27 protein-coding genes are annotated in these 26,435 nt (G+C 61.0%); all 27 read right to left on the bottom strand.

The window, feature by feature from the left end; all coding sequences use genetic code 11:
* Positions 1-17: 17 nt before the first annotated feature.
* A complete protein-coding gene (fliM, locus tag QRN46_RS09440) occupies positions 18-986 on the bottom strand; it encodes a flagellar motor switch protein FliM (protein WP_003222890.1) in 969 nt (322 codons plus the stop codon).
* A 9-nt stretch (positions 987-995) separates the two neighbouring features.
* On the bottom strand, positions 996-1,499 hold the full coding sequence (fliL, locus tag QRN46_RS09435) for a flagellar basal body-associated protein FliL (RefSeq protein ID WP_011333056.1): 504 nt from the start codon (positions 1,497-1,499) through the stop codon (positions 996-998).
* A 145-nt stretch (positions 1,500-1,644) separates the two neighbouring features.
* Positions 1,645-3,006, bottom strand: coding sequence for a flagellar hook-length control protein FliK (locus QRN46_RS09430; protein ID WP_011333055.1), 1,362 nt, complete (start codon positions 3,004-3,006; stop codon positions 1,645-1,647).
* Positions 3,007-3,111: 105 nt separating this feature from the next.
* Positions 3,112-3,459, bottom strand: a complete 348-nt coding sequence (locus tag QRN46_RS09425) for an Hpt domain-containing protein (protein ID WP_007951942.1) — start codon at positions 3,457-3,459, stop codon at positions 3,112-3,114.
* A gap of 30 nt (positions 3,460-3,489) precedes the next feature.
* Positions 3,490-5,193 carry an ATP-binding SpoIIE family protein phosphatase gene (locus QRN46_RS09420; protein WP_221615221.1) on the bottom strand — a complete coding sequence of 568 codons (1,704 nt, stop codon included), beginning with the start codon at positions 5,191-5,193 and terminating at the stop codon, positions 3,490-3,492.
* A 5-nt stretch (positions 5,194-5,198) separates the two neighbouring features.
* Complete coding sequence (locus QRN46_RS09415) at positions 5,199-5,498, bottom strand: STAS domain-containing protein (protein WP_011333053.1); 300 nt, start codon at positions 5,496-5,498, stop codon at positions 5,199-5,201.
* 101 nt (positions 5,499-5,599) lie between these two features.
* Positions 5,600-6,049 (bottom strand): flagellar export protein FliJ, encoded by a 450-nt coding sequence (fliJ, locus tag QRN46_RS09410; protein WP_011333052.1) that lies wholly within the window; start codon positions 6,047-6,049, stop codon positions 5,600-5,602.
* A gap of 6 nt (positions 6,050-6,055) precedes the next feature.
* Positions 6,056-7,414, bottom strand: a complete 1,359-nt coding sequence (fliI, locus tag QRN46_RS09405; protein ID WP_011333051.1) for a flagellar protein export ATPase FliI — start codon at positions 7,412-7,414, stop codon at positions 6,056-6,058.
* Positions 7,404-8,210 carry a flagellar assembly protein FliH gene (gene fliH / locus QRN46_RS09400; protein WP_221615220.1) on the bottom strand — a complete coding sequence of 269 codons (807 nt, stop codon included), beginning with the start codon at positions 8,208-8,210 and terminating at the stop codon, positions 7,404-7,406. Before fliH ends, fliI begins: the two co-directional genes overlap by 11 nt.
* 4 nt (positions 8,211-8,214) lie before the next feature.
* Complete coding sequence (gene fliG / locus QRN46_RS09395) at positions 8,215-9,234, bottom strand: flagellar motor switch protein FliG (protein ID WP_007958288.1); 1,020 nt, start codon at positions 9,232-9,234, stop codon at positions 8,215-8,217.
* Positions 9,227-11,014 (bottom strand): flagellar basal-body MS-ring/collar protein FliF, encoded by a 1,788-nt coding sequence (gene fliF / locus QRN46_RS09390; protein ID WP_007958290.1) that lies wholly within the window; start codon positions 11,012-11,014, stop codon positions 9,227-9,229. Before fliF ends, fliG begins: the two co-directional genes overlap by 8 nt.
* 15 nt (positions 11,015-11,029) lie before the next feature.
* Positions 11,030-11,359 (bottom strand): flagellar hook-basal body complex protein FliE, encoded by a 330-nt coding sequence (gene fliE / locus QRN46_RS09385; protein ID WP_201819386.1) that lies wholly within the window; start codon positions 11,357-11,359, stop codon positions 11,030-11,032.
* 129 nt (positions 11,360-11,488) lie between these two features.
* On the bottom strand, positions 11,489-12,880 hold the full coding sequence (locus QRN46_RS09380) for a sigma-54-dependent transcriptional regulator (protein WP_201819388.1): 1,392 nt from the start codon (positions 12,878-12,880) through the stop codon (positions 11,489-11,491).
* Positions 12,881-12,885: 5 nt separating this feature from the next.
* On the bottom strand, positions 12,886-14,097 hold the full coding sequence (locus tag QRN46_RS09375) for a sensor histidine kinase (protein WP_011333046.1): 1,212 nt from the start codon (positions 14,095-14,097) through the stop codon (positions 12,886-12,888).
* A gap of 110 nt (positions 14,098-14,207) precedes the next feature.
* Positions 14,208-15,683 (bottom strand): sigma-54 dependent transcriptional regulator, encoded by a 1,476-nt coding sequence (locus QRN46_RS09370; RefSeq protein ID WP_003222863.1) that lies wholly within the window; start codon positions 15,681-15,683, stop codon positions 14,208-14,210.
* 172 nt (positions 15,684-15,855) lie between these two features.
* Positions 15,856-16,152 carry a flagellar protein FliT gene (gene fliT / locus QRN46_RS09365; RefSeq protein ID WP_011333045.1) on the bottom strand — a complete coding sequence of 99 codons (297 nt, stop codon included), beginning with the start codon at positions 16,150-16,152 and terminating at the stop codon, positions 15,856-15,858.
* Positions 16,153-16,162: 10 nt separating this feature from the next.
* The gene (gene fliS / locus QRN46_RS09360; protein WP_011333044.1) at positions 16,163-16,561 is read right to left on the bottom strand and encodes a flagellar export chaperone FliS; all 399 of its coding nucleotides are present in this window, start codon (positions 16,559-16,561) and stop codon (positions 16,163-16,165) included.
* Positions 16,562-16,690: 129 nt separating this feature from the next.
* On the bottom strand, positions 16,691-18,145 hold the full coding sequence (gene fliD, locus QRN46_RS09355; protein ID WP_221615219.1) for a flagellar filament capping protein FliD: 1,455 nt from the start codon (positions 18,143-18,145) through the stop codon (positions 16,691-16,693).
* 80 nt (positions 18,146-18,225) lie between these two features.
* On the bottom strand, positions 18,226-18,585 hold the full coding sequence (locus QRN46_RS09350) for a flagellar protein FlaG (protein ID WP_011333042.1): 360 nt from the start codon (positions 18,583-18,585) through the stop codon (positions 18,226-18,228).
* A gap of 74 nt (positions 18,586-18,659) precedes the next feature.
* Complete coding sequence (locus QRN46_RS09345; RefSeq protein WP_011333041.1) at positions 18,660-19,511, bottom strand: flagellin domain-containing protein; 852 nt, start codon at positions 19,509-19,511, stop codon at positions 18,660-18,662.
* Positions 19,512-19,754: 243 nt separating this feature from the next.
* Positions 19,755-20,021 (bottom strand): hypothetical protein, encoded by a 267-nt coding sequence (locus QRN46_RS09340; protein WP_011333040.1) that lies wholly within the window; start codon positions 20,019-20,021, stop codon positions 19,755-19,757.
* A complete protein-coding gene (locus QRN46_RS09335; protein ID WP_285354577.1) occupies positions 20,018-21,310 on the bottom strand; it encodes a motility associated factor glycosyltransferase family protein in 1,293 nt (430 codons plus the stop codon). The genes QRN46_RS09340 and QRN46_RS09335 overlap by 4 nt, the downstream gene beginning before the upstream one ends.
* A gap of 86 nt (positions 21,311-21,396) precedes the next feature.
* Positions 21,397-22,323, bottom strand: coding sequence for a ketoacyl-ACP synthase III (locus QRN46_RS09330; protein WP_011333038.1), 927 nt, complete (start codon positions 22,321-22,323; stop codon positions 21,397-21,399).
* 225 nt (positions 22,324-22,548) lie between these two features.
* The gene (pseI, locus tag QRN46_RS09325; RefSeq protein WP_285354576.1) at positions 22,549-23,601 is read right to left on the bottom strand and encodes a pseudaminic acid synthase; all 1,053 of its coding nucleotides are present in this window, start codon (positions 23,599-23,601) and stop codon (positions 22,549-22,551) included.
* Positions 23,598-25,100 carry a UDP-2,4-diacetamido-2,4,6-trideoxy-beta-L-altropyranose hydrolase gene (gene pseG / locus QRN46_RS09320; protein ID WP_285354575.1) on the bottom strand — a complete coding sequence of 501 codons (1,503 nt, stop codon included), beginning with the start codon at positions 25,098-25,100 and terminating at the stop codon, positions 23,598-23,600. The genes pseI and pseG overlap by 4 nt, the downstream gene beginning before the upstream one ends.
* Positions 25,097-25,792: a pseudaminic acid cytidylyltransferase gene (gene pseF / locus QRN46_RS09315; protein WP_201819393.1), complete on the bottom strand. Its 696-nt coding sequence runs from the start codon at positions 25,790-25,792 to the stop codon at positions 25,097-25,099. The genes pseG and pseF overlap by 4 nt, the downstream gene beginning before the upstream one ends.
* Complete coding sequence (locus QRN46_RS09310; RefSeq protein WP_011333034.1) at positions 25,789-26,409, bottom strand: pseudaminic acid biosynthesis-associated methylase; 621 nt, start codon at positions 26,407-26,409, stop codon at positions 25,789-25,791. Before QRN46_RS09310 ends, pseF begins: the two co-directional genes overlap by 4 nt.
* Positions 26,410-26,435: the final 26 nt, after the last annotated feature.

Raw genomic sequence — 26,435 nt, 5'->3', positions numbered from 1 at the left:
GGAGTGAGGGCGCCGCTTCAGCGGCGCTCGATCGGCTCGATCACCTGCAACGCAAGGTTGCCTTTGTGCGAGCCCATCTTGACCTTGAAGGCCGGCACGCCGTTGGCGCGCATGATCATGTCTTCCGGCATCTCGACCGGGATCACGTCCCCCGGCTGCATGTGCAGGATGTCGCGCAGTTTCAGCTGGCGACGAGCTACGGTGGCGCCGATCGGCACGTCGACATCCAGCACGTCCTGGCGCAGGGCATTGACCCAGCGCTCGTCCTGGTCGTCGAGGTCCGACTGGAAACCGGCGTCGAGCATTTCGCGCACCGGCTCGATCATCGAGTACGGCATGGTCACGTGCAGATCACCGCCACCGCCGTCGAGTTCGATGTGGAACGTGGAAACCACGATCGCTTCGCTCGGACCGACGATGTTGGCCATGGCCGGGTTCACTTCCGAGTTGATGTACTCGAAGTTGACTTCCATGATCGCCTGCCAGGCTTCTTTCAAATCGACGAACGCCTGCTCCAGCACCATGCGCACCACGCGCAGTTCGGTCGGGGTGAATTCACGCCCTTCGATCTTGGCGTGACGGCCGTCGCCGCCGAAGAAGTTGTCCACCAGCTTGAACACCAGTTTGGCGTCGAGGATGAACAGCGCGGTGCCGCGCAGGGGTTTGATCTTGACCAGGTTGAGGCTGGTCGGCACGTACAGCGAGTGCACGTATTCGCCGAACTTCATCACCTGTACGCCACCGACGGCAACGTCCGCCGAGCGGCGCAGCATGTTGAACATGCTGATGCGGGTGTAGCGGGCAAAACGCTCGTTGATCATTTCCAGAGTCGGCATGCGTCCACGGACGATGCGATCCTGGCTGGTCAGGTCGTAGCTTTTGACACTGCCGGGTTCGGCAGCGTTATCGGTCTGTACCAGACCATCGTCGACGCCATGCAACAGCGCGTCGATTTCATCCTGGGACAGCAGATCCTGCACGGCCATGTCGTGTTCCTACTGCAGTACGAAATTAGTGAAAAGCAACTGTTCGATCACCACTTTGCCCAGCTCTTTCTGCGCCACTTCCTGGACGCTGGCTGTGGCCTTCTGGCGCAACATCTCTTGACCGACCGGGGTCGCCAGCGTGGCGAAATCCTGACCGGAGAAGAGCATCACCAGGTTGTTGCGGATCACCGGCATGTGCACTTTGAGCGCTTCCAGATCCGCCTGATTGCGCGCCAGCATGGTGATGCTCACCTGCATGTAGCGCTGACGGCCGTTCTGGTTGTAGTTGGCCACGAAGGCCGGCGCCATGGGCTCGAAAATCGCCGGTTGCTTGCCGACCGGGGCCGCTTCGGCGGTCGCCGCAGGCTTGCTCTGGGCACTGTGCATGAAGAACCAGGTCGCCCCCACGGACGTGCCGATCGCCAGCAACAGACCCAGCACGATCACGATGATCAGTTTGAGTTTGCCTTTGGTTGCGGGGTCTTTTACTGCTGCAGCTTCGCTCTTCGCCATGCCAATAATCCGTCACTAATCGGGTTTTCACAGTCGCACGGCAAGGCAAGAGCAAGTGTTATGCCAGAAGTGTCGGAGGAAAACGGAGAGCGGTGGCAAAACGGACGAGGGAGCGGACAGGGCCGCTTCCTCGGGGGAGGATGAATCAGGCGTAGTAGTCGACGGCGCTGGAGCCGATCACGTGAGTGGCGGTGGCCGCAGCTTCAGCGACAGCAGTCGGCGTCAACTCTTCTTCAGCCGAATCCAGGCGACCGCCGGCAGCGCTGGTGCGACCACTCTGCCCCTGCTGCGCCTGTTCCTGGCCTTGGCCCTGCCAGCCACGGTTCTGGTCGGAAACGTTGACGTCGACCTGCCCCATGCCTTGCTGGTTGAACATGTCGCGCAGGCGGTGCATCTGACCGTCGAGGGCTTCACGCACGCTCGGATGCGCGCTCATGAAGGTCACCTGGGTCTGCTGGTCCGGGACCATGTTCACCCGGATATCCAGACGCCCAAGCTCCGCTGGCTGCAACTGGATGTCAGCCGCCTTCAGGTTGTTGCTCGACAGGTACATGACCCGGTTGACCACTTCTTCGGTCCAGCCGTTCTGGTGCATGGCAATCGGTTGGTTCACCGGCACCGCGTTGGCGGTTTTCGGCGTGGCAGCCTGGGTCAGCGCCGCCAGACGGTTGGCGAAATCATCCACGCGGGTGTCGCTGGTGGCGGTCTTCAGGTCTTTCAGGCCGTCATCGATCAGGCCGCTGAACGCCTTTTCACCGCCCTGGCTGGTGCTGTCCTTGTCAGCCTGCACATCGAGCATGCTGGCCATGCCGGCAGCGAAGTTCTGCGCCGAGGTCAATTCGCCGTCAGCCTGAGCCTGGGCCGGGGTGGCCTTGGGCTGGGACTGGCTGGAAGCAGAAATGTGACCACTCTGCTCCATGGCCATGCGCACGGCGGGCAGTGAATCGAGCGGATCCGCCTCGGGGTCGAAAGCCGGGTCAGTGGCCGGCGCCGGATCCTTGACCATACCCGGCAATGCCGCCACGGCAGGTTGATCGGTTTCCGTTTTTGCGGCGGTTTCGACGACGGGGGTAGCCACTACCGGCGCAGTGACGACAGGTTCTACCGCTGCCACCAGCGCCGGGTCCACCGGCGCCGTATCGACAACGGGAGCCGGCGCGGTGTCGGCCAAGTCATCATCAGTAGCGGTCTTGTCGTCCGTTGCCGGCGTCGCCGGTTTGTCGGCGGGCAAGGCTTTGCCGCTATCGGCAACCGCCGGCTCCGGGGCGGCAGACTGATCCTTGCCGAGGTCTTTCTTGCCGCCGTTGTCGGCCACCTTGTCACGGGCAGGTTTTGCCGAATTGTCGACGGTCACCGAAGGCTTGTTCGAGCCTTGATCGGCAAACACCTGAGCGAAGCTGGAGGCCTTGTCCCCGGGCTCTGCGGCCACTGCCGATGATTTGGCCGAGGCAGCTTGTGCCTTGGCCTGGGCGGCGGTCTGAAGAAGAATGTTGGGGCTTGCAGGCATGGCACGGTCTCCGCTGCACTGGGATCGTAGGTACAGTTGGGATAGATGACTGCAAGTGCCGGGCCAGTTTCGTCAGAAATCCGACAAAACCGCCCAACGGCAGGATCAGTGTGTCAGCGAGCGCTGCCGCTCGGCGACATAAACGGGCCGCACATCGGCGAATTCGCTATGAATATCGGCGACCAGTTTGATGATCTCGGAAGGGCTTTTGTCTTTGGCATGCTGTTCCAGCTCCTGGCACAGCACGGCAAGACGGGTCGCGCCCATGTTGCTGCTGCTGCCCTTGAAGCTGTGCGCAACGGAAGACAATGCGTCGGCATCGGCAGTCTGCTGCAACTCCCGCAGGCGGTTTTCGGAATCGGCGAGGAAGGTATCCAGCAGTTCCGGATAGCTGTCTTCCATCACTTCCCGCAGCGCGCTCAGCGCCTCGTGGTCCACATGTGTATCAGCCACTTGTTCACTCCCTGATCAAGAATGCGCGGATTATGCCAGAGCCTCCCAGAAAAACTCCACGCGAGCACTGCGACCATCGTCTGACCAGCTGGCATTTCGGGCCAATTGCCGGATCAGGCTGACTCCGCGTCCCGACAGACGGACACCGTCCAGCGGCCGCTCCATCACGCGCGAGACATCGAATCCCTGGCCGCTGTCTTCGACCCGCACCACCAGACAACCGCCCTCGCCTTCCGGCCGCACCTGCAAATGCACGCGCACATAACCGTCCTGCAAGGCTTCGAGACGGGCATTGCGCTGCTCGTAATATCGGGCGAAACCCGACGCATCGCGCTTGAGGCTCGAATCCAGGCCCAGCACGCCATGCTCCAGCGCGTTGGAATAAAGCTCGGCCAGCACGCTGTACAGTGCGCCACTCTGCGCCCGCAATCCATGCACCTCAAGCAGTAACTGCAACAGGTAAGGCAGCGGATTGAAGCGCTTGAGCGTGGCACCGCGAAATTCGAAGCTCACCGACCAGTCCAGCGGACAGGACTGACCACTGTCCGAATACACCGGCGCCGGCGGGTTGACCTGCTCGGCTTCCAGCAGGCTGACCTCGACCATGCTCACATCGTCCCGGGCCTCTCCGCGAAAGTCCTGCAGCGCCTGCTCGATGTCCTCGAACAGCCGATCCGGCTGGCGATTGGCGGCGAACACCTTGTGCAAGCGCTCGACACCGAACAGCTGGTCGTTGGCATCGCAGGTGTCGATGACCCCGTCGGAGAGCAGAAACACCCGATCGCCCACCGCCATCGAGTGAACCTCGGTGCGGTCATCGAAGGTCTGCGGGCTGAGCACACCCAGCGGCAAGTGGCGCGCCGCCAGTGGCTTGCGCTCCCCGGTGGCGAGGCAATGCAGATAGCCGTCGGGCATGCCGCCGTTCCAGACTTCCACCGAGCGCCGCTGAAAACTCAGGCACAACAGCGTCGCGCAGCAGAACATGTCCACCGGCAGGATGCGCTTGAGCTTGGCATTCATTTCCCGCAGGGTTTCGGCCAGGCCGTAACCCTTGGCAGTCATGCCGTAGAACACCTCGGCCAGCGGCATCGCGCCGACCGCCGCCGGCAAGCCGTGACCGGTAAAGTCACCGAGCAACACATGCATGTCGCCGGCCGGGGTGTACGCGGCCAACAGCAGATCGCCGTTGAACAGCGCATAGGGCGATTGCAGGTAACGGATGTTCGGCGCGCTCAGGCAGCCGGAATGCGCGACCTTGTCGAACACGGCCTTGGCGACCCGCTGCTCGTTGAGCAGATACTCGTGGTGTTTGGCGATCAGGTCGCGCTGCTGAAGAACCGTGGCCTGCAAACGCCGCAAGCGATCCATCGCCTTGATTTTGGCGGCGAGGATCACCTGGTTGTAGGGCTTCGCCAGAAAGTCGTCACCGCCGGCCTCAAGACAACGAGCCAGGGCTTCGCTTTCCGTCAACGACGTGAGAAAGATGATCGGCACCAGGTTCTCACCCGCCAGCTTCTTGATCTGCCGTGCAGCTTCGAACCCGTCCATCACCGGCATCATGGCGTCCATCAATACCAAATGCGGCTTTTGCCGGATAAATGTCTCGACCGCCTCCCCACCGTGGGTGGCCGTCAGCACTTCATGCCCCTGGCGACGGACGATGGTCGACAACAGCAACCGGTCAGCGGCGCTGTCTTCGGCGATCAGGATCGTCAGCGGCTCTTGCGGCTGCATGGCCGTCAACTGATGTCGAACAGTTTGTCGAAGTTGGAGATGGCGAGAATCTTCTTCACATCGGAACTGCTGTTGACCACGCGGATTTCCGAATCGTCGCCACCGACGTGATCACGCAGCAGAAGCAGCATGCCGAGGGCCGAACTGTCGAGATAGGTCGCCTCCTTGAGGTCGACAATCACCGATTCGGGCTGCTCTTTTTCGTAGGATTGGCGAAATTCCTGATGCTTGGCGAAATCAAATCGCCCCTTGACCGAAATCGTCAGTTTTTTCTTGTCCGCAGAAACTTCTGTAACGACTGACATGTACTGGCTTCCTTGTCATTGACGAACCTGTACAAGGTTTAGCACTTGGAGGGGCCATGGGCAAGGTGCGATGGCGTCGGGATCTGTGCGAGATCTGCCCGTCAAAATGCCTCGTGGCGCGGCAAACGCTGGGACAACTCGTCGAGCAGCTTCTGTTCGCGCTTGTCTTCGGCACGCTGGGCTTCGTCGCGGTAGCGTTGTACAAGTTTGCGCAGACCTTCGACCCGGGCGAATGCCTGTTGCCAGGCATCACGGGCCTTGTCCAAATTGTTCTGGTGCCACTGCAGACTTTGGCGCTGCTGATCGACGGCGGTGTCGAGTTGCGCCAGAAAGCCCTGAAAACCCAGCAGCCATTGACCGGTCACACCGGTGCTGCCGCGCACGATCCACTGCTGCGAGTAATCCAGACGAAAGGCGTTGAGGTCGGCGAGTTTGCTCTCAGCGACTTTCACCTGCCCCTGAAAATAACCCAAACGCTGCACGGCGGTTTTTTCGGCCTTCTCGGCCATGTCCACCACCGGCGCCAGACGCGCGGCGCGACTCAGGGCCATGACCGGTTACCCGCCGGCCGCCGGGGCGAAAATCGTTTCGAGGTACGCCTCGCTTTCACCCAGGCTGATTTTGTCGTTGAGCCCCTGACGCAGGTATCTGACCAACTGTGGTTGCAGATTGATGGCAAGGTCAGTCTCGCGGTCACCGCCAGCGACATAGGCGCCGACGCTGATCAGGTCGCGGCTCTGCTGATAGCGCGACCACAGCTGTTTGAAGTACTGCGCGCGCTGCATGTGTTCCGGCGCCACGACTGCCGGCATCACCCGGCTGATCGAGGCTTCGATGTCGATGGCCGGGTAATGACCTTCCTCGGCCAGCCGCCGCGACAGCACGATGTGCCCGTCGAGCACGCCCCGTGCGGAGTCGGCAATCGGATCCTGCTGGTCATCGCCTTCGGACAATACGGTGTAGAACGCGGTGATCGAACCCCCGCCCTTCTCCGCGTTACCGGCACGCTCCACCAGTTTCGGCAGTTTGGCGAATACCGACGGCGGATAACCCTTGGTCGCCGGCGGCTCACCGATGGCCAGGGCGATTTCTCGCTGGGCCTGGGCGAAACGGGTCAGGGAATCCATCAGCAACAGGACGTTCTTGCCCTTGTCGCGGAAATACTCGGCGATCCGCGTGCAGTACATCGCCGCACGCAGACGCATCAGCGGCGCATCGTCCGCCGGCGACGCGACCACCACGGAGCGCTTGAGGCCTTCTTCACCGAGGATGTGCTCGATGAATTCCTTAACCTCACGACCCCGCTCGCCGATCAGGCCGACGACGATGATGTCGGCCTCGGTGAAGCGGGTCATCATGCCCAGCAACACCGACTTACCGACACCGGTACCGGCGAACAGACCCAGACGCTGACCACGACCGACCGTCAACAAACCGTTGATGCTACGAATGCCGACATCCAGCGGCACGCTGATCGGGTCACGATTGAGCGGGTTGATGGTCGGGCCGTCCATCGGTACCCAGTCTTCGGCCTTCATGCCGCCCTTGCCGTCCAGCGCACGTCCGGCGCCGTCCAGCACACGACCGAGCATGCTCATGCCCATCGGCAGGCGGCCGGTATCGGCCAGCGGCACCACGCGGGCGCCCGGGGCAATGCCGGCCACGCTGCCGACCGGCATCAGGAACACCTTGCTGCCGGAGAAGCCCATGACTTCGGCTTCCACCTGGGACGGGTGATAGGTGTCGTCGTTGATCACCATGCAGCGGGTGCCCATGGCGGCGCGCAGGCCTTCGGCTTCCAGCGTCAAGCCGACCATGCGCAAAAGGCGCCCTTCGAGGATCGGCGCACCGGCGATTTCGGTGGCCTCGGCGTAAGTGCTCAGGCGCTTGGCGAAGCTGGTGCGTTCAAGGCGCATCGGGGGCGTCCGCGAGCGGCTCTTCTGTAATCGGTGCCGGCTTCGGTGTTTCCGGCAGGTCCAGGCTCAGGTCCGGCTCGGCCGGGTGCAGGGCCTGTTCGTGCAACTGGTCGAACAGCTTGGCCATGACCTGGCTGACGCGGGTTTCGATGCTGGCATCGATCCGGCTGTGGTCGGTCTCGACCCGGCAACCGCCCGGCAGCAGGGATTCGTCCTCGACGATGCGCCAGGTTTCCTCATGACGTTCGCGCAGGGCTTTGACCTGTTCGAAATCCTGCGGATTGACGTACAGCCGCACATTGCCCACGCCCAGCGGCAACAGCTTCAGCGCGTCGCGCATGACGTGTTCGATCTGCGTCGAGTCGATGGCCAGTTCGCGCTGAATCACCTGTTTGGCGATGTGCTGCACGAGGTCGACCAGCGACTTTTCGATCTGGGTGTCTTGCTCGGCGATGGGCTCGAACAGGTGCGCCATCAATTGCTCAAGGCTCTCGACCTTGGCCGTCAGGACCACTTCGGCTTCCTGGCGCACCTTGAGGGTGGCGCTGTGAAAGCCTTCCTTTTCACCGATGGCGAAGCCCTCGTTGTAGGCCTCCTGACGGATGCTTTCGAGCTCTTCCAGCGTCAGTGGCTGGACTTCCTCCAGCGGCACCTCTTCCATTTCCGGCGGTTCAGGCTCCGGTTCCGGCTCGGGCTCAGGTTTCGGCGGGTCGAAGCTGGGCAACGCCCAAGATTCGAAACCGCGGACGTCCCGGGCACGGATCAGGTCCGTCACATCGTCGTCATGCTTGTCCATGGGCTTAGATCATTTCCTCGCCGCCCTTGCCACCGAGCACGATTTCTCCGGCTTCGGCCATACGGCGGGCGATGGTGAGGATTTCCTTCTGTGCGGTCTCCACGTCGCTGACGCGCACCGGGCCCTTGGCCTCGAGGTCGTCGCGCAGCAGTTCGGCGGCACGCTTGGACATGTTCTTGAAGATCTTCTCCTTGACGCCTTCGTCCGAACCCTTGAGGGCCAGCACCAGCACATCGGAAGACACTTCGCGCAACAGCGCCTGGATACCGCGATCGTCGACATCGGCCAGGTTGTTGAACACGAACATGAGGTCTTCGATCTGACCGGACAGGTCTTCGTCGACTTCGCGGATCGAGTCCATGAGCTGGCCTTCGATCGAGCTGTCGAGGAAGTTCATGATGTCCGCCGCGCGCTTGATGCCACCCAGGGTGGTGCGCGAGGCGTTCGAGTTGCCGGAGAACTGCTTCTCGAGGATCTGGTTCAATTCTTTCAGCGCGGCCGGCTGCACGGTGTTCAACGACGAGACGCGCAGGATGATGTCCAGACGTACCTTGTGGTCGAAGTTGCCCAGCACTTCACCAGCCTGATCCGGATCGAGGTACGCGACCACGATCGCCTGGATCTGCGGGTGCTCGTAACGGATCACGTCGGCAACGGCGCGCGGCTCCATCCATTTCAGGCTGTCGAGGCCACTGGTGTTGCCGCCCAGCAGAATGCGGTCGATCAGGCCGTTGGCCTTGTCTTCACCCAGGGCCTGGGTGAGCATTTTGCGCACGTAGTCGTCGGAGCCGACGCCCAGGCTGGTCTGGTCGCCGACGATGTCGACGAACTCGCTCATGACCTGCTCGACCTGCTCACGGTGGACGTTGCCCATCTGGGCCATGGCCACGCCGACTCGCTGGACCTCTTTGGGGCCCATGTGGCGCAGCACTTGTGCGGCATCGGTCGAACCCAGGGACAGCAGCAGAATCGCGGCTTTATCGACCCGGGACAGTTTGGCGACGGCGGCTCGGTTATCACTCATCTGCGTTAATCCACTCTTTCACGACCTGGGCCACACGACCCGGGTCTTCTGCCACCAGACTCTTGATTGCGTTCAACTGAGCGTCATAACCCTCGCTCGGGCTCGGCAGCAGAATGCTGGTCGGGCCGCCGAGGCTGACGCGATCGTTGGACAGTTCACCATCCAGACCGCCCATGCCACCGAGTTCCATGTCGCCGCCCAGACCGGCCAGCTCCTTGCTTTTGCCGCCACCGGTGATGTTGTTGAGCACCGGACGCAGCACGCCGAACACCAGCACCAGGATGAACAGCACACCCAGCACTTGTTTGACGATGTCCCAGAACCATGGCTGGGAGTAGAACGGAATGTCGGCGATCACTTCGCCGCGCTCGGCGGAGAACGGCATGTTGATCACGCTGACGCTGTCGCCACGGCTGGCGTCGAAGCCGACGGCGTCCTGTACCAGACGGGTGAAGCGCGCCAATTCGTCGGCGCTCCACGGCGCGCGAGTCGTTTCGCCGTTGGCCGGGTTGATCTTGACCTGATCGTCCACCACCACCGACACCGACAGGCGATTCAGGCGACCCTGCTGCTGTTTGGTGTGGCTGATGGAGCGATCGAGCTCGAAGTTCTTGGTGGATTGTTGACGCTTGTCCGCCGGGTACGGCGCGAGCATCGGCTGGCCGGTGGCCGGGTCCATGATCTGCTGACCGTTGGCATCAACCAGTGGCTGACCTGGCTGCACCATGCTCGCCGGAGCGGCTGCGCCACCGGTGGTCTGCGGCGCCGAAGCCGGCGACGGTGGCTGGTTGCTCAGGGCACCCGGCACACCTTGCGGGCCATTGCTGGCGGTGCGTTGTTCGTTGACCGACTGTTCGCTGCGCAGGGCCGGTTGATCCGGGTTGAACTGCTCGGCAGTCGATTCTACGGCACTGAAATCGACGTCGGCCGAGACTTCAGCCTTGTAACGATCGTTGCCCAGTACCGGTTGCAGAATGTTGTGCACGCGCTGGGTGAGCATGCTTTCCATACGGCGGCTGTAGTCGAACTGCTTGCCGGCCATGGTCATTTCGGAGTTTTCCGCCTGATCCGACAGCAGGTTGCCCTTCTGGTCGACGACGGTGATCTGCGATTTGCTCAGCTCGGGAACGGAGGTTGCCACCAGGTTGATAATGGCAACGACCTGGCCCGGCTCCAGCGAACGACCGGAGTACAGCTCGACCAGTACCGAAGCGCTTGGCTTGCGTTCGTCACGCACGAACACCGAACTTTTCGGGATCGCCAGGTGAACGCGCGCGCCCTTGACGTTGTTCAGGCTGGAAATGGTGCGAGCCAGTTCACCTTCGAGGCCGCGACGATAACGGGTCGCTTCCATGAACTGGCTGGTGCCCAGACCCTGTTCCTTGTCGAGGATTTCAAAACCGATGTTGCCGTCGCTGGGAGTGACACCAGCGGCCGCGAGCTTGAGCCGCGCACGGGACAGGTCATCGGCCTTGACCAGCAAGGCGCCGGAATTCGGTTCGACGGTGTAGGGAATGTCAGCGGAGGCCAGGGTGTCCATGACCTGCTTGGCGTCCATGCCGGCAAGGCTGCCGTACAGAGGCCGGTAATCCGGTTGCTGCGACCACAGCACCACGGCAAAGCCAATCGCCACGCTCGCGGCCAGGCCGACCAACAGGCCCACCTGACGCAGCACGGTCATCTCGGAGAGGTTTTCCAGGAAGGACAGGCCGAACAACGGCGGTTTGCCGTCTATCGGGGTGGCCTTGGCCGGAACGTTATCGGCGACTGCTTCTGCCATGACTCAATCTCGTCCTTAAACCGGCATCTGCATGATGTCTTGATAAGCCTGCACCAGCTTGTTGCGCACCTGGGTCAGAGCCTGGAACGAAACGCTGGCCTTTTGCGAGGCAATCATCACGTCCGTCAGATCGACGCCGCTCTTGCCGATTTCGAACGCGTTGGCCAATTGGCTCGACGCCTGTTGGGTATCGTTCACTTTGTTGATGGCCTGACCAAGCATGTCGGAAAAGTTGCTGCCTGCCAGTTCCGGGACAGCGGAAGTCGATTTCGGCTTCGACATGGCGTCCATTTGCATGGCCTTCATGTCCATCATCAACCGATTAAATTCAATACCTTGGCTCATGGTCTACTCTCTTGGGCGCCCCGCAATTTTTTGACACTCACTCGGCGGGTACTCAGGTGTTAGCAACAACGGTGCCAGCTCATGGGCACCGCTTTCAGAAAAAGCCGTTTCAAACGTTTGCGCCACCCGTCAGGTGGCGAACAGGTAGCCTTCGACATCCATGCCCGCATCGCGCATTTGCGCCAGTTTGTACCGCAGGGTGCGCGGACTGATGCCGAGTTTTTCGGCGGCTTCCTTGCGTCGGCCGCGCTCGGTACGCAGGGTGTCGATGATCATCTGGAACTCCCGGCGACGCAGGTCATCGCCCAGTGCACCGGCCGAATCCGCGTCGATTTCGACCTCTCGAATGATCGACGCGGCGGGCACCACCGCCGGCAATGGAGCAAACAACGCAGGGCCGGAGAGACAGAAATCCTGCGGCTGGATCAAGCCGCCCTGCTGCAGAATCAAGGCCCGCTGAACCGCGTTATCCAGCTCGCGCACGTTGCCCGGCCACGGATAACCGATCAGGCACGCTTGCGCCTCGGGCGAGAACTTCGCCATCGCATGCTTCATTTTATTGACGTGTTTGGCCAACAGACGCTCGGCCAGCGGCAGGATATCGGCGGTGCGCTCGCGCAACGGACGCCAGGCCAGCGGAAATACCGACAGACGATAATAGAGGTCTTCACGGAATCGCCCCGCTGCTACTTCACCGGCCAGATCACGGTTGGTGGTGGCTACCACGCGAATATCGAGGGTGATCGGCTTGCGTGCGCCGACCCGCTCGACTTCCCGCTCCTGCAACACCCGCAGCAGCTTGGCTTGCAGGCCGAGGGGCATTTCGGAAATCTCATCGAGCAGAATGGTGCCGCCGTCCGCCTGTTCGAACTTGCCGGCCTGGGCCGCGATGGCGCCGGTGAACGAGCCTTTTTCGTGACCGAACAGGGTAGCTTCGAGCATGTTGTCGGGGATCGCCGCGCAGTTGATCGCAATGAACGGCTGACTGGCACGATGGGATTGCTGGTGAATGTAGCGCGCCAGCACTTCCTTGCCGGTGCCGGACTCGCCGGAAATCAGCACGGTGGAATCACTGCGTGCGACCCGCGCCGCCAGATCCAGCAATTGTGCGCTGGCGGGCTCGACCGCGACCGGGCCTTCGGCGTCGCTGGCGCCAAGACTGCCCAAGGCGTGACGCGCTACCAGATCCAGCAGAGCCTTGGGCTCGAACGGCTTGACCAGATAATCCGCCGCGCCCTGGCGCATGGCATCGACCGCGCGCTCGACCGCGCCATGGGCGGTCATCAGCAGCACCGGCAATTGCGGTTGCCGTGCGCGCAGCAGGCCGAGCAATTGATGGCCGTCCATGCCCGGCATATTGACGTCACTGACCACCAGACTGAACGCTTCGCGCTCGACCGCGCTCAGCGCCTCTTCGGCCGAACCCACCGCGTGATAGTCGTGACCGGCCAGCAGCAGCGTATCGGCCAGCGCTTCGCGCAACGAGCGGTCATCCTCGACCAGCAGAACCTTGATGCCCATGACCTTCACTCAGCTCCCTGTACAGCAGAAAACAACGGCAGGATGACCTGCGCGCACGTACCGCGCCCGACCCGCGAACGCAGCTGCAATTCTCCCTGATGCGCACGCGCCACGGCCTTGACCACGGTCAGGCCCAGGCCCGTCCCGGTAACTTTGGTGGTGAAAAACGGCTCGCCCAGCCGCGCCAGCACCGCCGCATCAATACCGCTGCCGCTGTCACTGACACACAAACGCAGGGTGTTGTCGCGGGTATAGCAATGCACCTTCAGACGCACCTCACCGGCACTCGCCTGAATGGCGTTTTCAATCAGATTGAGCAGCGCCCCGACCAGCGTGTCGCGATTGCACAGCAACTCGCCGGCATGGCTGTCGCACTGCCAGCGGATCGGCAGGTCCTGCACGTGGGTCAGCGCCGCGGCCTGCAGCGACTGCATCAAGGCATTCGGCGTGACACGGTCGGTCAGCGGCAGCTCACCGCGGGCGAACACCAGCATGTCGCGCACCTGATGCTCCAGTTCGTGCAGGCGCTCCTTGAGGCGCCCGGCAAAACGCTGCTGGGTGGCGACCGGCAGTTCCTGCTCGGTCAAATGACTGGCGTACAACAAGGCGGCGGACAATGGCGTGCGGATCTGATGCGCCAGCGACGCGACCATCCGCCCCAGGGACGACAGCCGCTCGTGGCGCGCCAGTTGATCCTGCAAGTGACGGGTTTCAGTCAGGTCGTTGAGCAGCACCAACTGCCCCGGCTCGGCATCCAGCGAGCGGGTGGCAATCGACAGGCGTCGACCGTTCTTCAAGGAAATTTCGTGACCGTCGTCCTCACGGGGCGCAAAGCAACGGGCGATGACATGGCGCCACAGCTCACCTTCCAGCGGCAGGCCGAGCAATTCGATGGCGGCAGGATTGGCCTCGCACACAATGCCGTGACCGTCGATGACGATGACGCCACCGGGCAACAGATCGAGGAGATTTTGCAGACGGTTGGCCAAGCGTTCTTTTTCCGCCAGTTCCTGCATGCGCTGGGCGCTGACCACGGCCAGCTCGCCCTTGAGCTCGGTGACCCGGGCTTCGAGCATGCTGTAGGAATCGGTCAACTGGCTGGACATCTGATTGAACAGTGCGAATGCCTGCTCAAGCCCCTGGCGGCTCGCCTGCTCTACGGACGGCAGTTGCCCCGAGGACTCGGGAACAGAAGACATCTGGGAGGCTTGGGGCATTGTGCTCTCTCGCTTGGCTGACCGTCAGTTAAACGGAACGTTGCGAGGGACTTAGCAATACCCGTGCCTAAAAAAAACCGCTTATAAATGAAGCGGTTGAAAAACAGGCGTCAATCATCCGCCTGTTCATCTCCTTCACGGCGGCTCATGCCGTACTTGCGCATCTTCTCCACCAGCGTGGTGCGGCGAATACGCAGGCGTTCGGCGGCACGGGCCACGATGCCGTTGGCGTCGTCCAGCGCCTGCTGGATCAGCCCCTGCTCCAGACCACCGAGGTAGTCCTTCAGGTCGAGACCTTCCGGCGGCAGCATGGCGTTGGCGGTGAAGTCCGGCGTATGGCCGTTGATCGCCACGCGCTCTTCCAGATCGCTGCGCAGGCTGTCGACCATTTGCTCGTCTTCGTCGTCGACGTAGCGGAATTTCTTCGGCAGCTCGACCACGCCGATCACCCCGTACGGATGCATGATCGCCATGCGCTCCACCAGGTTGGCCAGCTCGCGGACGTTGCCCGGCCAGCCGTGGCGGCACAGGGACATGATCGCGGCGGAGTTGAAGCGGATCGAACCGCGCTTTTCGTGCTCCATGCGCGAGATCAGCTCGTTCATCAGCAACGGAATGTCTTCGACGCGCTCACGCAGCGGCGCCATCTCGATCGGGAACACGTTCAGGCGATAGTAGAGGTCTTCGCGGAAGGTGCCGATCTCGATCATGCTTTCGAGATTCTTGTGGGTCGCGGCGATGATGCGCACGTCGACGCTCTGGGTCTTGTTGCTGCCCACACGCTCGAAGGTGCGCTCCTGCAGCACGCGCAGCAGCTTGACCTGCATCGGCAGCGGCATGTCGCCGATTTCGTCGAGGAACAGCGTACCGCCGTTGGCCAGCTCGAAGCGGCCGGCACGGCTGGTGATAGCGCCGGTAAAGGCGCCCTTCTCGTGGCCGAACAGTTCGCTTTCCAGCAACTCGGCCGGGATCGCCCCGCAGTTGACCGGTACGAATGGCGCGTCACGACGCTTGGAATGGTAATGCAGGTTGCGCGCAACCACTTCCTTGCCGGTCCCGGACTCGCCGAGGATCAGCACGCTGGCATCGGTGTCGGCCACTTGCTGCATCATCTGGCGCACGTGCTGGATCGCGCGACTGGTGCCGACGAGACTGCGGAAAAGGTTGGGTTCGCGATGACGGCCGCGTTCGCGGGCCTGGTCGTACATCTCGCGATAGACCTGGGCACGGTGCAGGGAGTCGAGCAGCTTGCTGTAGCTCGGCGGCATTTCGAGGGTCGAAAGCACCCGGCGGCGCTGGTCTTCGGGCAGGTCCACCGAAGAATTATCGCCCATCAGCAAAACCGGAAGGAACTCATCCCAGGTTGAGAGTGTCTTTAGCAAGCCCAAAAGCGCACCAGGAGCATTGACCGTCCCGATCAGTACGCAAATGACCTCACGACTAGACGACAAAGAGCCGACTGCCTGCTGCCAGTCATGGCTTCCGCAGGGTAAATTTTCTTCGCCAAGAAAATTTAAAATCACCGCCAGGTCGCGGCGGCGGACGCTATCGTCATCGATCAGCAGAATTTTGGTTTCACGCCACATGCAATAGCAACTTCCCTAGTCAACTCAATGCCCAAAATGAGGGGCAAGCGAGACGCTTGCAGGACACCTTGTGCCTGTAGACGCCTGAAATCTGAAAACAGCCACTAGTTAAGTCAAAAAACCGTGCACAGTCAAATTTATGGCGCACATGTCTGGATTAACTGAGGGTTAATTAACCAAACAGATGGTAAACCTTTGCCGCGTTCTGCGCTTGGGTGATCTGCGACATCTCGTCGACTATCGCCTGACGCTCACCCATCGCCACTTCAAGCAGCTGCTTGTAGACATGCAGCAACTCCTCAAGATTATCGCGCAGCGCCACTTCATCAAGCGAAGCCTCACTCAAGACATCTTCCATGCAGGAACGGCAATCGAGATCCAATTGACCGATGGCTTCCCAGTTGCGCTCGGCCAGGGCACCGACCAGCGCTACTCGGGTTTCTTCGATTCGCTGCAATACAAGACTCATGATGATCTCCTCAGAACTGCGGAGCAGGCGCAGGCGCGATTGCGTCCCAGCCTTCCTTGACCGTGCTCAGCAAGCCGGCGACCTCGTCAAGGATGCGTGGATCGCTGTCGATGTTCGCCTCGGCGAGACGCTTCATCATGTAGATATAAAGACCGTCCAGATCAGCCAGCGTATCGGCGGACTTTTCCAGATCCAGACCTTCACGCAAGCCGCTGACGATGCCGATGGCCTTGCTGATCGCCGTGCACTTGGCGGCAATGTCCTTGCGCTCGATGGCGCCCTTTGCCTGAGCGATACGGTCCAGACCACCTTCCATCAGCATTTGCACCAGACGGTGGGGACTCGCTTCGGACGTCTGGGCCTGAGCGCCGACTTTCTGGTATTGCCGAAGGGCCAACATCGGATTCATGTTCTACCTCATTTGCAACTATGACTCGTATGAGCAGTGTATCGCCTGCAAGCCAGAAAACTTTAGACCATAAGACAAAAACCCGGCACACGCTCAAAAGCGTAGCCGGGTTTTTGTCGCTCTTGCATGTTACTTCGCGGATTGCTGAGCGTTGAGCGAGGCAAAGAAGGACGTAATGTTGCTTGCCGTCGCTTTCATTTGCCCTACCAGCAAGTCCATGGCGTTGTACTTGGCAGTCAACGTCTTGGTCAGGTTGGCCACACGCAGATCCAGCGCCAGCTGCTGGGAAGTAATATTGCGGGTGTTGTTGTTCAGGATCGTCATGCGCTGGTCAAGCAGACCCGTGGTGGTCTTGCCGTCAGCCGATGGCTTGAGATACGGATCCACTGCCTTGCTCATGCGCGTCAGCAGACCGTTCTTGTCGTCAGTGCCGGTGAACATCTTCTGCACCTGACCAGTCATGCCCGGCGTGGCCATCGCCTTGTTGAACGCCGTCGTGTCGAGGGTCAGGTTACCGGTGAGCCGGTCGGTCATAACTCCCATTTGCGACAGGTATTTCAATGTATCGCCTGCGCCGCCCTCAGTCAGTTGAGCACGGATATCGGCAATCAGAGAACGCGGCAGGGAGTCACCAGTGAAGGCCGCCTGAACGGTCAGCTTGCCATCTTCGTCCGGCGTCGCCTTGGACAAGGTATCGATGGTGCTCTTCAAGGTGTTGAAGGCGTCGACGAAGGCCTGAACCGACGTCTGCAAGCCTTTGGTGTTGGTGTCGACAGTGACCGTGACTGGCGTACCCGGCGTGGCAGGGACCGTCAGCAGGTTCATCGTCAAACCGCTGATGGCTCCGGTTACCGTGTTGCTTTTGCTGCTCACCGAAAGACCGTCGATGGTCAGCTGCGCATCCTGTGCAAGACCATTGACGGAACCGGCAGCGCCAGGCGCCGGAGTCGCACCCAACTGCTGGGTACCATCAATTTCCAGGCCGGTAATGCCACTGACACTCAGGTCAGTACCCGCACCCGTTTTGCTGGAGCTGATCACCAGGCGCGAAGCACCCGTGCTGTCAGTCACGATGTTGGCAGAAATACCATTGACGCCCTGAGCCGTGTTGATTGCGTCACGAGTGCTCTGCAAGGTCGCGTTGGCTGGAATCGTGACATTGTAATCAGTGCCATTCTGACTGATTTTCAGGGTACCACTCGGAATGGCACTGGCCGCACCGCCGGCGAAGGATGCACTGGCTACTTTCGAGCCGGTGGCCAGCTTAGTCACAACAACGCTGTAAGTACCGGAAACTGCGGTGTTATCCGAAGTCACACCCAAAACTGCGGGCGTACCCGAAGTCGCGGTATAACCGGCAAACGCAGGACTGGTCTTGCTGCCCAGATTGGTCATCGTCGTCTGAAATGCGGTCAGCGCACTCTTCAACGTGCCAATGCCGGAAATCTTCAGCGTATTGGTTTTTGTCGCGTTATCGATCTGCGTCTGCTTCGGCGACTTGTCGGCGTTGACCAGCGCAGTAACGATTGCACCGATGTCCAGGCCGGAACCCAGGCCCGAACCCGGTAAAATTGGACTTGCCATGTGCATCTCCCTAGGGTTGTTGCCAGTCTTTTGACCAATACCTGCGTCTAAAGAACTTCAAACACTATTCATGCCAGCTATCAGACTTTGGCGTCGAACAACACGTGACTCGCATTGGCGAGGCTGTCTGCCAGCTTCAGGGCTTCTGCGGAGGGAATCTGTCGAACGACTTCACCCGTCTCGCTAGCGATCACCTTGACGATGACTTTTCCGGAATGCTCGTCGATCGAGAATTCCAGGTTGCGCTTGATCGACTGGACGAACTTCTCGATCTCCTGCACCGCCAGCTTCAATTTCGCCTCATCCGTGTCCTGCTTCTTGTCAGCAACCGGAGCGACGGTATTTCTGGGAGCCTCAGGCGTCTCTGACGGCTTATCAACAACCGGAGCTGTTGGCTTGGGAGCCGGATAAGACACGTTAAGCTTTACGCTCATGTCCATGCCCATCACCTCCTAACATGAAAAAAGCGAGAGAGCACGCCAAGCGCACTCCCCCGCCAAAACTCATTCCGAAATTACTGAAGCAGCTTCAGTACAGCGGAAGGCAGTTGGTTGGCTTGAGCCAGAACAGAGGTCGAAGCCTGTTGCAGGGTTTGCTGCTTGGTCAGGTTAGCAGTCTCTGCGGCGAAGTCGGTATCTTGTACGCGACCTTGTGCAGCAGTGGTGTTCTCGGTGATGTTCTGCAGGTTGGAGATGGTGCTGGTCAGACGGTTTTGCGAAGCACCCAGAGCAGCGCGGGTGGCGTTGATGTTCGCAATTGCAGCGTCGATCGCGGTGATCGCGTTGTCGATGTTCGAAGCGGCGGCTGCGGAAGTAGCACCGGTCAGAACAACAGTACCGCTACCTACCGACAGGCTTGCAGCGTCGAACTTGCCGCTCAGTACCAGGTCGATGTGGTTGGCGGAGCCAGTGTTGGCGCCAACTTGCAGAGTTACAGTACCAGCCGAACCGTCCAGCAGGTTTTTGCCGTTCAGGTTGGTAGCAGCCGAGATACGGGTGATTTCGTCAGACATCTGAGCGAATTCAGCGTTGGTTGCGGTCTGGTCAGCAGTGCCGTTGGTACCGTTACGAGCTTTAACAGCCAGTTCACGCATACGCTGCAGGATGTCGGTCGAAGCTTGCAGAGCGCCTTCAGCGGTCTGAGCAACGGAGATACCGTCGTTGGCGTTCTGGATCGCCTGAGTGTTACCACGGATCTGCGAGGACATACGGGTAGCGATCTGCAGGCCGGCGGCGTCGTCTTTAGCGCTGTTGATTTTCAGGCCGGAAGACAGGCGCTGCATCGAAGTCGACAGAGCGTCGGAAGCGCGGTTCAGGTTTTTCTGAACGTTCAACGACGTGGTGTTGGTGTTTACTGTTAAAGCCATGACGAATTCCTCGTTGGTTGGGTACTGCGGCTTCCGGCCCTGGCAACCGCCGGGTATGGCCTAGAGAACCTTCGTAATAGTTATCGTCGGGTTTGCAGGTTGCTTGAGGGCTTTTTTGAAAAAATTTGCCATCACCCTGCCACCCCCTAGAAAACAAAGACTTAGCAGCACTTTACTTTCGAAAAAATGGCGTCATAAAACCGTCCGCGGCGCAAACCTGCGAGCCAGCGCCTTCAGCCCTCTTCAGGCAGATGGCTCTTCCAGCAATTGAATCAACTCGTACTCCATGAAATCGGCAAGTCCCAGCCAGTCCTGACGCTCCTGGCACTCGAGCATTTGCGTGAGCAATTGCGCCCAGACTTGCTGCGTCTGCGCGCCGGCCGACAGCAATGACTGCTGCGCGCCCTCGAACACATCGACCATGGTCAAAGCGGCCTCGACATCACGACCCAAGCGAAAAAGCCCGGCGCACTGGCGGCATTCGTCTATCCAGCCTTGCAGCGCAGTCATTGCACAAACTCCTGATTGAACGCTGTACCGGCAATCTGCGCCCCCGCGCGACTACTGTTGAAAAACGCCACCTGCGGCTGACTGGCGATGTATCGCTCGAGCACGCACAGATAACCGCGAAAATTGAGTTGGGTACTGACGCGCTCGCCATACCCGTCACGCACCCAGTGCCGCGCCTGATTCACCGACGGCCCCAGGTCACCATCACTCCAGCCGGCATGGGTCTTGTTCATCGGGAAGGCAAAATCGGCGCCGAACAGGGTGATGCGTGCAGCGCCCATCTTCACTGCCAGATCCACGGCCGGGTGAATCACGCTGCCGCCCACATGCAACAGCGCCCTCGGGTACTGCTCACGCAATGCCGCATAGACCGGACTGGCAGAGTAAGCGCCATAACGCTTGCCCTTCCAGGCCCTCAGCACTTCGGGGTCACTCATGGGCAGATACACCAGCGGGATGCCGTCGGAGTCCTCGAAAGGCAAATGCCGGAAGCTGATGCGCTGATCGATGCTCACCACATAGTCGGGCACGATCCCGTGCTCGCGCAGCGGCCGGTACGCGGTATCGACACAAATGTACAACGGACGATCGGCCCGCTCGCGGATCGCCGCCAGACGTTCGAAATGCTGCTCCAGTGTCGGCCCCGTGCCAATCACGAAAATCTCCCGACCGGCACAGGTGCCGAACAGCGTCGCCACATCATCGTCATCCAGCAATACCGGCAAGCAGTCCTGCAGACGCTGTTGAATGAACGGTGACTGCGGATCGAACTCGCGGTTGTTGAAGCTCAGGTGCACTTCGCTGACCAGCCGATCGCGAATCTTTGCGTTGAAGTCATCGGCCAGCAGCATCTCGGCAGGCAATGCAAAAAACGGCGTGCAGATGTCGGGCAGGTCGCCGGCGTAGAGCAATTCAACTCGCGGATCCTGCAGCCACTGACGCTGATCGATCAATTGCAGCACCAGGGCGAACAGCGCGCCATTGAGGATGTGTACGTAAAGTCGCTCAAGCCCGATGCGCTCCAGCAACACCGCGGGCAAATCCCCGAGGCCGGTGCCGTAGACATGCAGTTGCGGCTTGTCCGCCGGCAGGCTGGCGGCCTGAATCTGCGCCTCGCGGACACGGTCATGTCGGCTGGTGAGCTGAATGCCGCCAATGCTCAGCGTCGAGCCCAGCCCTTGCGTCAGCTCAGCCTCGATCGCCGAACCGTCTTCGTTCAGCAATCTCGCGAACAGCGCCGGCCAGCGTCGTTCGATGACTTCAGCATTGGCCTGGAAAAACTCACTCATGACGCCTCGCGCTCCCTTCAGGCAAAAAAATAGCGTTCAAGGTTAACCCTTGAACGCTATTTTTGTATCCGTCGTTCTTAGCGGATTCAAGGACGATAAATAATCGCCGAACCCCATGACAAACCGACACCGAAACCACTGATTGCAATGCGATTCCAGTCGGAATCCATCACGTGTTTTTCCAGCAGCAGCGGCACACTGGACGACACGGTGTTGCCGGTCTCGACCATGTCCTTGATGAACTTCTCCGGCTCGCCTTCGAAGCGCCGCGCCACGGCGTCGACAATCGCCGCACTGCCCTGGTGAATGCAGAAGGCATCGATGTCATCGGCCTTGAGACCGGAATCGTCGAGCAGTTCGTGCAGGTGGGCCGGCACCTTGAGCAGCGCGAAGTTGAACACCTGACGGCCGTTCATGAAGAACACGCCATCGGTGACTTTCAGGTGCGGTGCGCCGGAACCGTCGGTGCCGAACTTGGCCTTGCCCAGCGCCCAGACCGGGTCTTCGCCCATCCAGGTGGCGGTAGCAGCGTCGCCAAACAGCATGGTGGTGTTGCGGTCTTCCGGGTCAACGATCTTCGAATACGGGTCAGCGGTGATCAGCAGGCCGTTCTTGAGGCCGGCAGCTTCCATGAAACCTTTGATCGCATAGATGCCGTAGACGTAACCGGAGCACCCCAGGGAAATGTCGAACGCGGCCACGTTGGTTGGCAGACCAAGCTTGTCCTGAACGATGGCTGCGGTGTGCGGCAGGCCTTCTTCGTCACCGTTCTGGGTGACGACGATCAGTGCGTCGATGGACTCGCGTTTCAGATCCGGATTGCTGGCAAACAACGCATTGGCCGCTTCAACGCACAGATCGGAGGTCTCCTGTTCCGCGTCTTTGCGCGGCAGGAAGGCCGAACCGATCTTGCCAAGGATGAACTCTTCATCCTTCTCGAATTTCGCACCTTGTGCGTAGTTATCCACGCCGGCTACAGGAACGTAGCTCGCAATGCTTTTTATGCCAATCATTACGGCTTCCCAATAATAAACTGCCCAATACCACCGCTCGCAAGGATTCGAGGGGCGCCGACAAACAGAAAACGGCCGCCACAACGGGCAGCCACGGGGAGCGCAAAGGGCTATCACTGGGCCGAAAACGGGCCAGGCGCCATCTCCCCGGTCATTACAATACAGTGAAGATGCGCGTTATGACTCGCAGGTCACGCTATTTTGCCGAATCGGTGGCAGATTGGGTCATTCGACCAATGACCAGTCCAGCGGTGTACCACGCTTGATCGGCTGGCGCGCACGGCGCCCGAGGACCGCATCGGTGTGCTTGGGCGGCAGACCGAGACCGGGACGAATGGCGCGCAGGTTGGCCGCCGTGAAGGGTTCACCGACCGCCATATCGGCCGTGACGTACAGCGACCGACGGTAAACCAGCGACTTCTGCTCAGCCTCGGTCACCCCGTAATGCACCTGGCCCATGGCCTGCCAGGCACGTTCGGTCTCGACCACCAGGCTGGCCAGTTCCGCCGGCTCCAGCGAGAAACTGGCGTCCACCCCTCCGGCTGAACGGTCGAGGGTGAAGTGTTTTTCCACCACGGTCGCGCCGAGTGCCACCGCCGCCACCGACACGCCTACACCCATCGAGTGATCGGACAGCCCGACCTCGCAGCCAAACAGCTCACGCAGATGCGGAATCGTGCGCACGTGGCTGTTGAGCGGCGTCGCCGGGTAGGTGCTGGTGCATTTGAGCAGCACCAGATCCTTGCAACCTGCCTCACGGGCAGCGCGCACGGTTTCATCGAGTTCGGCGATGCTGGCCATGCCGGTGGAAATGATCAGCGGTTTGCCGGTCGCCGCGACACGGCGAATCAACGGCAGATCGGTATTTTCGAAACTGGCGATCTTGTAGGCCGGCACATCGAGGCTTTCGAGAAAGTCCACGGCGCTGTCATCGAACGGCGTGGAAAACGCGAGCATGCCCAATTCCCTGGCCCGGGCGAAGATCGGCGCATGCCATTCCCAGGGCGTGTGGGCCTTTTCATACAGGTCGTAGAGCGAGGTGCCCGCCCAGAGACTGTTCGGATCCTTGATGAAGAACTCGCCTTGCGCCAGATCCAGAGTCATGGTTTCGGCGGTGTAGGTTTGCAGCTTCAGGGCGTGCGCACCGGCCTTTGCTGCCGCTTCGACAATCTGCAGGGCTACGTCCAGCGACTGGTTATGGTTGCCGCTCATTTCCGCGATGATGAACGGCGGCGCATCGGCACCGATCTGACGGTTGCCGATCTTGAAACTGCTCATTGACGGGATTCCTTCAATACCTTGGTGAACGCACAGGCACTCTGGGTGAACCCGGCGTCACGAAAAACATTCATCGAGGGCCGATTGGCCGGCAACACCTGAGCGGTGATGGCGGTCATTTGCGGCCAGTGCGCAGCCAGAAAGGCTTCACCCTGCGCCAGCAGCGCCCGGCCCCAGCCGAGGCCGAAACGCCCCTCAAGCAGATACAGCGAAACCTCCGCCTCAAAGCCGCGCAGATCGTAGCGCAGGATCCCGACCGGGCCGTCATCCGCCTCGGCCACCAGCAGCAACCGCTGAGGATTGCGCAGGCTCGCGCCCAGCCAGTTAACGTGCTGCGTCCAATCAATCGCGGCGCTGTCCAGCGACCATCGGCGCACCGCCTCGGCATTGCGGCCATCGAACAGCAACTGCGCGTCATCCGGCGTAGCCGGACGCAACTTGAGCACCGCGCCGGCCAGTGCCGCCGCTACCCGCAGCGCGCCGCGCCCGTCGACCAGTCGCCGCGAACGCTCGGCCAGGCTCTGGCGCAGATAAAAGTTGCCCACGACAAAGCCAATCGCATCACGCAGTTGCTCGACGCTGACCTGCTCCCGCGCGCCCATGAACACATGCGCCCCGGCCGCCGCCATCGCTTCGCCGTTGGCCTGCTGGTTGTTCGACACCGCAATGCAGATCGTCGGCAGGCCCAGGGCCGCGCGTTCCCAACTGGTGCCACCGCCGGCGCCGATAAACAGGTCGGCCTCGGTCATGCGCCGATGAAAATCACTGACGAAACTGTGCAGGCGCCAGTGCGGCCGCGTTTCGGCCAGCGCCTGCATCTCTGCCCAGGCCGGGTTGTCGGCGCCGGCGACAAAATCCACTTCAAGCGCCGAAAAATCCGCCAGCGCCAGCATCGCGTGATGAGTCTGGCGTGCCGCATCAAAGCCACCGAAATTCACCAGCACCCGGCGCGCCACCGGTTTGATCTCGATGGCCGGGCCACTGAATTCTTCACGCAACATGGCAAAGCGCGGACCGAGCAGCGTTCGGCAACCGGCCGGCAGCAGCGGCTGATAGTTTTCGCTGAGCCCGGAGAGGTTCTGATTGAGCAGCAGATCCACGCTGTACCGGCGGGTCGCCAGATCGTCGACGGCGGCGATCCGTGGCGCGAAGCGACGGGCAGCGGTCTGCCAGTGATGGTCGAGGCCGTAATGGTCGGCGATCACCCAGTCAAATCCGGGCTGCCCTTCCAGCTGCGCCGCCAGTGCATCGATATCCGCCTGCCACGGCAGCATCGATTCGATGGCTTGCTCCGGGTCTTCACCGGCATAGCGATCCGGCAACGCGAAGGTCTCGAAGCCTTCGCTCTGCAACGCATCAAGCCGATGCCCCGGCAAACGACGGCAGGCAAACGCGACATGACTGCCTTGCGTGCGCAATACCCGCGCCAGCGTCAGGCACCGGGCGATGTGGCCGCTGCCGATGGTCGGCGAGGCGTCGGCGCGGATCAGCACTCTCATTGCAGTTCTCCGCCGGCCTTGAGTGCCGCGTAAAGGTACTCGGCGCGCTTCCAGTCTTCGGCGGTATCGATGTCCTGCACCAGATGGCGTGGCAGGATCACCGGCAGACTGGCCGGCGAATACAACACCTCGCTACCCAGCCACGCCTCGCGGCGACCCCAATAGAACTGGCCGGCATCCTGAAAGGCAGCCGGCAGATCCTGCGAACGGGTATTGCGAAACTCGGGGTACAACGCCGTCAGTGCGCCCTGCCCGTCCAGGGTCAGGGCGCGCTGCACCGGAAAGCCGAAATCGGTGACTGAAAAAGCAAAGGACTTGTCCGGGTGTCGCTCCAGCAATTCAACGCCCTGACGCAGAAACCGTGCCTGCAACAGCGGCGCCGTGGCGTACACACAGCAGGCGTATTCGAAGGCCGGCAGTTGCTGCAAGGCATGCACGATCACTGCCGCAGTGCCGGTGAAATCATCGGCCAGCTCCGCCGGACGCATGAACGGCACGTGAGCACCGTTGGCCCGCGCCACGTCGGCGATCTCTGCGTCGTCGGTGCTGACCACCACTTGCTCGAACAACCCAGAATCGAGGGCCGTGCGAATCGAACGGACAATCATCGGCACACCGTCGAACGGCTTGAGATTCTTGCGCGGGATGCGTTTGCTGCCCCCGCGGGCCGGGATGATTGCGACGTTGTTCAAGGACGTTTTTCCAAAAGGAACCAGGTGATGTCGTCCACCGGAAACTGCGGATCGCGGTGATAACCGAAGCCGTAATCCAGCAGTTGCAGATCAGGATAACGATCAAGCATTTCACCGGCGAAATCACGCTTGAACAGCTTGCCGCTGTTGCCGCGATAGGACACTTCCACCGGCGACGGATTGTAGTACTCGGCGATCAGGATGTAGCGCGAACTCAACGCATACAACTGCGCATACGCCGTCGCCAGTAGTTCCGGCGCCAGATGGATCAGCACGCCTTTGCTCAGGGTCAGGTCGTATTGGCGTTCACGGGGAAAGTCGAACAGCGAACCGTGCCAGATGTTCGCAATCTCCAGCGCACGCGCCTGGGCACAGGCACTGGCATTGATTTCGACCCCGAACAGCTCGCAGCGGGGCAACAACTGACGCAGCGCCTGCAAGTTGTTGCCGGCGTTGGTGCCCAGCTCCAGCAGGCTGTCGATCCGCCCGGCCCGGGTCAGCGCCTTGGCGAACAACGCCAGATTGGCCGCCACCAGTGGCTGGCCGACGTTGCGGTCAACGTACTGGTTGCCGAATTCGCCCTGCCAGAATTGTTCCTGCTCGCTGAGATCACGCATTACCGTTTTCCATCCACCGCCGTGGC

It is taken from the genome of Pseudomonas sp. lyk4-R2A-10 (assembly GCF_030209075.1).
In the GTDB taxonomy this organism is placed as follows: Bacteria; Pseudomonadota; Gammaproteobacteria; order Pseudomonadales; family Pseudomonadaceae; genus Aquipseudomonas; species Aquipseudomonas glycinae.
The sequence above is the reverse complement of the archived record's forward strand: the minus strand, read 5'-3'. Positions and strand labels throughout refer to the sequence as shown.

What these genes read in the sequence shown, in the direction of transcription:
- fliM (WP_003222890.1), bottom strand. Translation starts at nt 986, where the DNA reads ATGGCCGTGCAGGATCTGCTGTCCCAGGATGAAATCGACGCGCTGTTG.
- fliL (WP_011333056.1), bottom strand. Translation starts at nt 1,499, where the DNA reads ATGGCGAAGAGCGAAGCTGCAGCAGTAAAAGACCCCGCAACCAAAGGC.
- QRN46_RS09430 (WP_011333055.1), bottom strand. Translation starts at nt 3,006, where the DNA reads ATGCCTGCAAGCCCCAACATTCTTCTTCAGACCGCCGCCCAGGCCAAG.
- QRN46_RS09420 (WP_221615221.1), bottom strand. Translation starts at nt 5,193, where the DNA reads ATGCAGCCGCAAGAGCCGCTGACGATCCTGATCGCCGAAGACAGCGCC.
- QRN46_RS09415 (WP_011333053.1), bottom strand. Translation starts at nt 5,498, where the DNA reads ATGTCAGTCGTTACAGAAGTTTCTGCGGACAAGAAAAAACTGACGATT.
- fliJ (WP_011333052.1), bottom strand. Translation starts at nt 6,049, where the DNA reads ATGGCCCTGAGTCGCGCCGCGCGTCTGGCGCCGGTGGTGGACATGGCC.
- fliI (WP_011333051.1), bottom strand. Translation starts at nt 7,414, where the DNA reads ATGCGCCTTGAACGCACCAGCTTCGCCAAGCGCCTGAGCACTTACGCC.
- fliH (WP_221615220.1), bottom strand. Translation starts at nt 8,210, where the DNA reads ATGGACAAGCATGACGACGATGTGACGGACCTGATCCGTGCCCGGGAC.
- fliG (WP_007958288.1), bottom strand. Translation starts at nt 9,234, where the DNA reads ATGAGTGATAACCGAGCCGCCGTCGCCAAACTGTCCCGGGTCGATAAA.
- fliF (WP_007958290.1), bottom strand. Translation starts at nt 11,014, where the DNA reads ATGGCAGAAGCAGTCGCCGATAACGTTCCGGCCAAGGCCACCCCGATA.
- fliE (WP_201819386.1), bottom strand. Translation starts at nt 11,359, where the DNA reads ATGAGCCAAGGTATTGAATTTAATCGGTTGATGATGGACATGAAGGCC.
- QRN46_RS09380 (WP_201819388.1), bottom strand. Translation starts at nt 12,880, where the DNA reads ATGGGCATCAAGGTTCTGCTGGTCGAGGATGACCGCTCGTTGCGCGAA.
- QRN46_RS09375 (WP_011333046.1), bottom strand. Translation starts at nt 14,097, where the DNA reads ATGCCCCAAGCCTCCCAGATGTCTTCTGTTCCCGAGTCCTCGGGGCAA.
- QRN46_RS09370 (WP_003222863.1), bottom strand. Translation starts at nt 15,683, where the DNA reads ATGTGGCGTGAAACCAAAATTCTGCTGATCGATGACGATAGCGTCCGC.
- fliT (WP_011333045.1), bottom strand. Translation starts at nt 16,152, where the DNA reads ATGAGTCTTGTATTGCAGCGAATCGAAGAAACCCGAGTAGCGCTGGTC.
- fliS (WP_011333044.1), bottom strand. Translation starts at nt 16,561, where the DNA reads ATGAATCCGATGTTGGCCCTTCGGCAATACCAGAAAGTCGGCGCTCAG.
- fliD (WP_221615219.1), bottom strand. Translation starts at nt 18,145, where the DNA reads ATGGCAAGTCCAATTTTACCGGGTTCGGGCCTGGGTTCCGGCCTGGAC.
- QRN46_RS09350 (WP_011333042.1), bottom strand. Translation starts at nt 18,585, where the DNA reads ATGGACATGAGCGTAAAGCTTAACGTGTCTTATCCGGCTCCCAAGCCA.
- QRN46_RS09345 (WP_011333041.1), bottom strand. Translation starts at nt 19,511, where the DNA reads ATGGCTTTAACAGTAAACACCAACACCACGTCGTTGAACGTTCAGAAA.
- QRN46_RS09340 (WP_011333040.1), bottom strand. Translation starts at nt 20,021, where the DNA reads ATGACTGCGCTGCAAGGCTGGATAGACGAATGCCGCCAGTGCGCCGGG.
- QRN46_RS09335 (WP_285354577.1), bottom strand. Translation starts at nt 21,310, where the DNA reads ATGAGTGAGTTTTTCCAGGCCAATGCTGAAGTCATCGAACGACGCTGG.
- QRN46_RS09330 (WP_011333038.1), bottom strand. Translation starts at nt 22,323, where the DNA reads ATGATTGGCATAAAAAGCATTGCGAGCTACGTTCCTGTAGCCGGCGTG.
- pseI (WP_285354576.1), bottom strand. Translation starts at nt 23,601, where the DNA reads ATGAGCAGTTTCAAGATCGGCAACCGTCAGATCGGTGCCGATGCGCCG.
- pseG (WP_285354575.1), bottom strand. Translation starts at nt 25,100, where the DNA reads ATGAGAGTGCTGATCCGCGCCGACGCCTCGCCGACCATCGGCAGCGGC.
- QRN46_RS09310 (WP_011333034.1), bottom strand. Translation starts at nt 26,409, where the DNA reads ATGCGTGATCTCAGCGAGCAGGAACAATTCTGGCAGGGCGAATTCGGC.